This is a genomic window from Mesorhizobium sp. M1A.F.Ca.ET.072.01.1.1 (assembly GCF_004023325.1).
GTDB lineage: Bacteria > Pseudomonadota > Alphaproteobacteria > Rhizobiales > Rhizobiaceae > Mesorhizobium.
In genome coordinates this window covers 1-7,671 of record NZ_RZSF01000318.1, presented here as the reverse complement: position 1 = coordinate 7,671, position 7,671 = coordinate 1, and the positions used below count along the sequence as shown (strand labels likewise).

The 7,671-nt window shown below is 66.3% G+C and carries 7 protein-coding genes and 1 pseudogene; 4 read left to right on the top strand and 4 right to left on the bottom strand.

Annotated elements, in window-relative coordinates; all coding sequences use genetic code 11:
* Positions 1 to 743 (top strand): annotated as a pseudogene (locus EOA32_RS30020) (malate synthase G); the annotation flags it as partial.
* A 24-nt stretch (positions 744 to 767) separates the two neighbouring features.
* On the opposite strand, the gene EOA32_RS30015 reads toward EOA32_RS30020, so the two are convergent.
* The 4 genes from EOA32_RS30015 to EOA32_RS30000 form a co-directional block, all read right to left on the bottom strand.
* On the bottom strand, positions 768 to 2,297 hold the full coding sequence (locus EOA32_RS30015) for a YifB family Mg chelatase-like AAA ATPase (protein WP_128373645.1): 1,530 nt from the start codon (positions 2,295 to 2,297) through the stop codon (positions 768 to 770).
* Positions 2,298 to 2,444: 147 nt separating this feature from the next.
* Complete coding sequence (gene gshB, locus EOA32_RS30010) at positions 2,445 to 3,386, bottom strand: glutathione synthase (protein ID WP_067003101.1); 942 nt, start codon at positions 3,384 to 3,386, stop codon at positions 2,445 to 2,447.
* 67 nt (positions 3,387 to 3,453) lie between these two features.
* On the bottom strand, positions 3,454 to 3,828 hold the full coding sequence (locus EOA32_RS30005; RefSeq protein ID WP_067003099.1) for a GtrA family protein: 375 nt from the start codon (positions 3,826 to 3,828) through the stop codon (positions 3,454 to 3,456).
* Positions 3,828 to 4,838, bottom strand: a complete 1,011-nt coding sequence (locus tag EOA32_RS30000; RefSeq protein ID WP_128373644.1) for a glycosyltransferase family 2 protein — start codon at positions 4,836 to 4,838, stop codon at positions 3,828 to 3,830. Before EOA32_RS30000 ends, EOA32_RS30005 begins: the two co-directional genes overlap by 1 nt.
* A gap of 240 nt (positions 4,839 to 5,078) precedes the next feature.
* Here EOA32_RS30000 and EOA32_RS29995 point away from each other — a divergent pair, with 240 nt between their 5' ends.
* The 3 genes from EOA32_RS29995 to EOA32_RS29985 all read left to right on the top strand — a co-directional run.
* Entirely contained in the window at positions 5,079 to 6,428 is a 1,350-nt protein-coding gene (locus tag EOA32_RS29995) for an EAL domain-containing protein (RefSeq protein WP_067003303.1), read from the top strand.
* 154 nt (positions 6,429 to 6,582) lie between these two features.
* Positions 6,583 to 7,350 carry an SDR family oxidoreductase gene (locus EOA32_RS29990; protein ID WP_095827548.1) on the top strand — a complete coding sequence of 256 codons (768 nt, stop codon included), beginning with the start codon at positions 6,583 to 6,585 and terminating at the stop codon, positions 7,348 to 7,350.
* The coding region (locus EOA32_RS29985; RefSeq protein WP_189407481.1) for a 2-dehydro-3-deoxygalactonokinase at positions 7,347 to 7,671 on the top strand (325 nt) is incomplete at its 3' end. The genes EOA32_RS29990 and EOA32_RS29985, both read left to right, overlap by 4 nt.

Sequence of the window (7,671 nt, the reverse complement as noted above, 5' to 3'; positions counted from 1 at the left end):
ACATGAAGCAGGCCGCCTGGATTTCCGCCTATGAGGCGTGGAACGTCGACACCGGCCTGGAATGCGGGCTCGCCGGCCACGCCCAGATCGGCAAGGGCATGTGGGCGATGCCGGATTTGATGGCGGCGATGCTGGAACAGAAGATCGCGCACCCCAAGGCCGGCGCCAACACCGCCTGGGTGCCCTCGCCGACCGCGGCGACGCTGCACGCCACGCACTATCATAAAGTGGATGTGCACGCCGTGCAGGCGGCGCTGAGGAGCCGGCCGAAGGCCAGGCTCGACGACATCCTGTCGGTGCCCGTGGCGGTGCGGCCGAACTGGACCCCGGACGAGATCCAGCGCGAGCTCGACAACAACGCGCAAGGCATTCTGGGCTATGTCGTGCGCTGGATCGATCAGGGCGTCGGCTGCTCGAAAGTGCCCGATATCAATGATGTCGGCCTGATGGAAGACCGCGCCACGCTGCGCATTTCCTCGCAGCACATCGCCAACTGGCTGCGCCACAAGGTGTGCTCGGAGATCCAGGTCCGGGATTCGCTGCAGCGCATGGCGGCGATCGTCGACCGCCAGAATGTCGGCGACCCGCTCTACCGGCCGATGGCGCCCGACTTCGACAAGTCGATCGCCTTCCAGGCCGCCTGCGACCTGGTATTCAAGGGGACCGTTCAGCCCAACGGCTACACCGAGCCGGTGCTGCATGCGCGCAGATTGGAGCTGAAGGCGCAGGACCGGGCGGGGTAGCGCCGGAAATCCGCGCCAGGGACCTTACGCCGCCTGCGCCATGCGCTCCGCGCTCATGCGGTAGGAGATCGCCTCGGCGAGATGGATGCGGCCGACGGTTTCGCTGGCGTCGAGATCGGCGAGCGTCCGCGCCACTTTCAGCACGCGGTGATAGGCTCGCGCCGAGAAGGCGAGCTTTTCGCTGGCGTCCTTGAGCAGCGTCAGCCCGGCGGCGTCGGGCCTGGCGATCGCCTCGACGACCGAAGGCGGGCAGTGCGCGTTGGTGGTGGCCGCCGCACCCAGCCTTTCCAGCCGCTCGCGCTGCATGGCCCGGGCGCGCGCCACGCGCTGCGCCACAGCGGCACTGGCCTCGGCCTTGTCCGGCCGGATCAGGTCGCTTGCCGAGACTGCCGGCACTTCGATCCTGAGATCGATGCGGTCGAGCAGCGGGCCGGAAATGCGCGCCTGGTATTCGGTGCGGCAGCGCTCGCCGCGCAGGCAGCGATAGCCGGGCTCGCCCGACATGCCGCAGCGGCACGGGTTCATCGCCGCCACCAGCTGGATGCGCGCCGGATAGGTGACGCGGTGGTTGGCGCGCGCGATCACGCAGTCGCCGGTCTCCAGCGGCTGGCGCAGCGCGTCCAACGTCTGCGGCGTGAATTCCGGGAACTCGTCGAGGAACAGCACGCCGTGATGCGCAAGCGACACTTCGCCCGGCCGCACGCGCAAGCCGCCGCCCACCATCGCCGCCATCGACGCCGAATGATGTGGCGCGCGGAACGGCCGTCGGTCTGTCAGCTTGCCTTCGCCGAGCTCGCCCGCCACCGACGCGATCATCGAGACTTCGAGCAGCTCCTTCGGCGCCAGCGGCGGCAAGATCGAGGGCAGCCTTTGCGCCAGCATCGACTTGCCCGAGCCCGGCGGTCCGACCATCAGGAGATTGTGGCCGCCCGCCGCCGCCACTTCCAGCGCCCGCTTGGCGCTTTCCTGGCCCTTGATGTCGGCAAGGTCCGGCAGATCGCGCGCGGCGACCTGGATGCCTGCCTCGGGACGCGACAGCACCTGGGTGCCGCGAAAATGGTTGGCGATGGCGATCAGGCTGCGCGGCGCCAGGATATCGAAATCCTTGCCGGCCCAGGCTGCCTCCGGCCCGCAGGCGAACGGACAGATCAGCCCTTTCCCTTCGGCGTTGGCGCCGATCGCCGCCGGCAGCGCGCCGGCGACAGCGGCAATGGTGCCGTCGAGCGACAATTCGCCGAGCACGACATAGCCGGCCAGCATATCGCCAGGAATGGCGCCGAGCGCGGCCATCAATCCGAGCGCGATCGGCAGGTCGTAGTGGCTGCCTTCCTTGGGCAGGTCCGCCGGCGCGAGATTCACCGTCACCTTTTTCGACGGCATCGACAGGCCGGACGCATGAAGCGCGGCCTGCACGCGTTCCCGGCTCTCTGCCACCGCCTTGTCCGGCAGGCCGACGATCTGCATCCCGACCTTGCCCGGCGCGATCATCACCTGGACATCGACCGGCACGGCCTCGATGCCCTGGAAAGCCACCGTGCGAACCCGCGCTACCATCTTGTCTCAAGCCCCCGGATACCGGCTCGCTCGCCGGTCCTGCGATCAGGCGGCGAGCGGGTTTGGTTTAGACAACCACAGATTTTCGGCTTAAGCAAGAACATTACGGGAACATAATGGTCCCGCCCACGGGGCAGCTGAGAGGCGCTACTTCCGCTTTCCTTCCACGCAGTCCCAGAACAGGGCAGCAATGTCCGCGCCGCCGAAGCGCCGCACCTCGCGCACGCCGGTCGGCGAGGTGACGTTGATCTCGGTCATGTAGTCGCCGATGACATCGATGCCGACGAGGATGAAGCCGCGTTCCCTGAGCGCTGGCCCGATGCGGGCGCAGATCTCGCGTTCGCGCTCCGTGAGCTCGGTCTTCTCGGCGCGGCCGCCTACATGCATGTTGGAGCGCGAATCGTGCTCGGCCGGCACGCGGTTGATGGCGCCCACCGGCTCGCCGTCGATCAGGATGATGCGCTTGTCGCCCTTGCGCACGTCCTTGAGATAGCGCTGCACGATATAGGGCTCGCGGAACAGCTGGCCGAACATTTCGAGCAGCGAGGCAAGGTTGCGGTCGGCCTCGTGCAGATGGAAGATGCCCGCCCCGCCATTGCCGTAGAGCGGCTTGACGATGATGTCGCCGAACTCCTTGCGGAAGGCGGCCACCTCCTGCGGGTCCTTGGTGATCAGCGTTTCCGGCATCAGGTCCGGGAATTCGGTGACGAAGATCTTTTCCGGGCTGTTGCGCACCCAGGCCGGGTTGTTGACCACCAGCGTCTTCGGATGGATGCGTTCCAGAATGTGGGTTGTGGTGATGTAGTTCATGTCGAAGGGCGGGTCCTGCCTCAGCAGCACCACGTCCATCTCCGACAGATCGGTGCGCACCGGCTCGCCCAGCGAATAATGGCTGCCCTTCTCGTCGCGCACCTGCATCTCCTCGGCGCGCGCGAACACCTTGCCGCCCCGCATCGACAGCCGGTCGGGCGTGTAGTGGAAAAGCTGGTGGCCGCGCCGCTGCGCTTCCAGCGACAGCGCGAACGTGGTGTCGCCGGCGATCGACACCGTCGAGACATGGTCCATCTGGACGGCGATTTTCAACGGCATCTCGGGTCTCCGGCAATCTCTGTCGCCGATATAGGGAAATCGGCGGCTTCTGCCAATCGGCCAGAGATTATCGGTCGAAGACCAGCCGGGAATAGCCGACGAAGGACAGCGCCATCGCGACCAGCGAGGCGACCGTCAGCGCTGCCAGCGGCGCCAGGGAGGGCAGCGCGAACAGAAGGGCACAATAGATGAGATAATTGACGATGCTGGTGGCGACGCCGACGCCGCCGTAGCGCGCGCCCTCCTGCGCGATGCCTCGGCTCGACGGCGCAAAGGTCAGATGCCGGTTGATCTGCCAGGTGACGGTGAGCGCGAAGCCGATCGACAGCACGCGCGCGGCCAGCGGCCCGAGCGGCGTGACGGAAAGCAGCAGCCAGAGCGCGGCCGCATCGGCAACGAAGCCGATGCCGCCGGCAAGCACGAAGCGGCCAAGCCGGACCATCACGCGGCTCGCGAGGGCTTGCCCGGCTCCCTCTTCCGGGAGGCCTCGCCGTTGAAGCCCGCGCGTCGCTCGATGCGGCCGGCAGGGATGGAAAGATAGAAGATGCGCTTCTGTTCGGCCCGGCCGCGCGACACCGAATCGAGGATCAGCCCGGTGACCATCGCCAGCATGGACAAGAGGAGCAGGCCAACGGACAGCACCCAGGTCGGCATGCGCGGAACAAGTCCTGTCTCGGCGAACTCGATCAGCACCGGGATCATCAGCCCGATGCTGGCCGCCAGGAAGAACAGGGCAAACGTGCCGAAGAAACGCAGCGGCTGCGTCTCCTTCACCAGCATGGCGAACATCCATAGGATCCTGGCGCCGTCGCGGAAAGTCGACAGCTTCGACGATGAGCCTTCCGGGCGGCGGCCGTAGTCGAGCGCCATCTCGTTCACCGGCAGCTTGAGCTGCGAGGCATGGACCGACATCTCGGTCTCGATCTCGAAGCCGCCGGAAACCGCCGGGAAGCTCTTGACGAAGCGCCGCGAAAAGACCCGGTAGCCGGAAAAGATATCGGTGAAATCGGCGCCGAACAGGCCCTTGTAGAGCCGGTTGAAGATGCGGTTGCCGAAGGCGTGGCCGGAGCGGCCGGCGTCGTCGGTGACGCCGCGCCGGGTGCCCACCACCATGTCCGAGCGCTCGGTCAAAAGCGTGTTGATCAGCTGCGGCGCATCTTCCGGCGCGTAGGTGCAGTCGCCGTCCGCCATCACATAGATGTCGGCGTCGATGTCGGCGAACATGCGGCGCACGACATTGCCCTTGCCCTGGCGCGGTTCGCGCACGACGACCGCGCCGGCCGCGCGGGCCCTGAGCGCGGTCAGGTCCTTCGAATTGTTGTCGTAGACATAGATCCTCGCGGAGGGCAGCGTCTCGCGGAAGCGCCGCACGACCTCACCGATCGTCAGCTCCTCATTGTAGCAGGGCAGGAGCACGGCGATCGCCGGCTCGTTGCGGACCTCGTGCGGCATGCCTGTCTCCGGTGCCCGAGCCCAGCCGACCAGCCGCGCCAAGCCGGCGTCTCCGGGCCGCTTTACTATTTATTGAAGCTGTTAATGCCCGGTTTAAGCCTCCACCGCCAAAGACCCTGGACCGCCAGGCGTGGCGCCAAGACCCTTTTCCGCATCTTCAGAAAATCGATTTTCCGATACCTTTCCTAAACGCTTTGCTGCCAGTCTGGTCACAAATTCCCCCGTCAGAACAGGAACATGATGCAAACGACGTTTGGCACCGGGCAGCCAGGCAGGGAAAACGCGGATCTGGCCTTCACCGATCCGCTGACCGGACTTGGCAACCATCGTCGCTTTTACGACAAGGTCGATCGCCTGATCAGCGACCGCGCCGACGATCCCGCGCCCTTCACCGTCGGCATTCTCGATCTCGATGGCTTCAAACCCATCAACGACCTGTTCGGCCACAAGGCCGGCGACGACATCCTGATCCAGGTGGCTATGCGCTTGCGTGCCTCGATGGATGGCTATTCGACCGTCTGTCGCATCGGCGCCGACGAGTTCGCCTTCCTCTACCCGATGGTGTTCAGCGAGGAGCAGGCCGCCGAAAAATCGCGCATGCTGATCGAGATCCTGTCGGCGCCCTATGATGTCGGCGAGCGCACCGCCAGATTGTCGGCTTCGGTCGGCTGCTCGCTGTTTTATTCCGGCGACGAGACCACAGAGATCCTGATCAACAAGGCCGAGACCGCGCTCTACCACGCCAAGCGCTCGGGCCGCGGCCGCGTCGTCGTCTACACACGCGAGATGGAGGAGGCCGCCAAGCGCGTCACCCGCATCGAGCAGGCACTGCGCCGCGCCGTCTCGGCCGGCGAGGTCGAGCCGCATTTCCAGCCGATCGTCGACCTCACCAGTCGCCGCACCATCGGCTTCGAGACGCTGGCTCGCTGGACCGACCGCGATCTCGGCATGGTGCCGCCGAGCGTGTTCATTCCCATCGCCGAGGAGCGCGGCATCATCGGCCCACTGTCGCAGCTGGTGCTGCGCAAGGCGACCGAGGCGGCGCGCAACTGGCCGAAGGACCTGTTTTTGTCCTTCAACCTGTCGCCCTCGCAGCTTGTCGACCAGAACACCGGCCTGCATATCCTGGCGATCCTCGACCGCACCGGCTTCGATCCGCGCCGGCTGGAGATCGAGATCACCGAAACCGGCCTGATGACCGACCCGGCTTCGGCCGAGAAGATCGTCGAGGATCTGCGCCGCGTCGGCATCCGCGTCTCGCTCGACGATTTCGGCACCGGCCAGTCCTCGCTCGGGCGCCTGCGCGAATTCCATTTCGACAAGCTGAAGATCGATCGCGCCTTCGTTTCCTCGATCCTCGACGACCGCCCCTCGGAACACATCATCCGTGCCATTCTCGCCATGTGCGAAGGACTCGGCATGGACGTTGTGGCCGAAGGCATCGAGGAGGAAGCGCAGGCCGACCGCCTCGTCCAGTTCGGCTGCGCGGGTGGCCAAGGGTACCTGTTCGGCAAGCCTGTCGATGCCGACGCCACGCTTGGCTATCTGCGCGATTCCTATCGCGGCGCGCTGCGCGCCAAGGCGATCTGATCAAGCCAACCCGCGATCCAAGCCCACCCGTCCGCGCCTCGCGGAAGCGCGGCTGCTATTTTGTCAGACATATTGCCGCCGAAATCGCCTTTTCACCCTTGCTCCCGAGGCCGGCATGGCTAGGATGCGCGCCGGCCAAAGGGAGACAGAAATTATGATGCCATCGGCGCGTTTCGCCGACCTCGACGGCGCCTCGGTGTTGATCACCGGCGGCGGTTCCGGCATCGGCGCGGCGCTGACCGAGGGCTTCATGCGGCAAGGCGCCAAGGTCGCCTTCATCGACATCGCCGACAAGCCCAGCACGGCGCTGGCCGACCGTCTGGAAAAGGAGCTTGGCCAGCGTCCGCTCTATCTCAAGACCGATCTGCGCGACGTCGAGGCGCTGCGCGCCGCGGCAGCGGAGGCGGCGAAAGCGCATGGCGATGTCACGGCGCTGGTCAACAACGCCGCGCTCGACGATCGCCATGAGGTGAAGGATGTCACGGTCGAGTTCTGGGACAACAACCTGGCCATCAACCTGCGGCCGCATTTCTTCACCGCCCAGGCGGTGGCGCCGGGCATGAAGCGCGCCGGCGGCGGCTCGATCATCAATTTCAGCTCCACGTCCTATCTCATCAACCATCCCGATCTGCCGGCTTACACCGCCGCCAAGGCCGGTATCCTCGGTCTCACCAAAGGCCTTGCCGGCAAGCTCGGCGCCGACGGCATCCGCGTCAACGCGGTTGCGCCCGGCTGGGTGATCACCGAACGCCAGCGCGAGCTTTGGGTCACCGAGGAGGCGCTTGCCGCCCATGTCGCCAAGCAATGCATCAAGGAGCCCATGCAGCCCGACGACATTGTCGGCACGGTGCTGTTCCTGGCGTCGGACGCCTCGCGCATGCTGACGGCGCAAATGCTGATCGTCGACGGAGGCGTGCTGTGAGCGGCGCGCCTGCGGTCGCCGCCCTCGACTGGGGCACGACCAGGCTCAGGGCCTGGCTGCTTGACGGCGCGGGTCAGCTGCTCGCCGAGCGGCGCGGCGACGACGGCCTGATCACTGCGCGCGAAAAGGGTTTTGCGACGGTGCTGGAGGGCCATCTCGCCGCCATGGGCGCGCCGGAGTCCCTGCCCGTCATCATCTGCGGCATGGCGGGTTCCCGCCAGGGCTGGATCGAGGCGCCATACGTCACCGTGCCTGCCCCGATCGGCGCCATCTTGGCAGGCGCCGCCTGCATCGAAGGCGAGCGCCGCGACATCCGTATCG

Coding starts and splice junctions, on each gene's coding strand:
- EOA32_RS30015 (WP_128373645.1), bottom strand. CDS start 2,297: ATGGTAGCGCGGGTTCGCACGGTGGCTTTCCAGGGCATCGAGGCCGTG.
- gshB (WP_067003101.1), bottom strand. CDS start 3,386: ATGCCGTTGAAAATCGCCGTCCAGATGGACCATGTCTCGACGGTGTCG.
- EOA32_RS30005 (WP_067003099.1), bottom strand. CDS start 3,828: ATGGTCCGGCTTGGCCGCTTCGTGCTTGCCGGCGGCATCGGCTTCGTT.
- EOA32_RS30000 (WP_128373644.1), bottom strand. CDS start 4,838: ATGCCGCACGAGGTCCGCAACGAGCCGGCGATCGCCGTGCTCCTGCCC.
- EOA32_RS29995 (WP_067003303.1), top strand. CDS start 5,079: ATGCAAACGACGTTTGGCACCGGGCAGCCAGGCAGGGAAAACGCGGAT.
- EOA32_RS29990 (WP_095827548.1), top strand. CDS start 6,583: ATGATGCCATCGGCGCGTTTCGCCGACCTCGACGGCGCCTCGGTGTTG.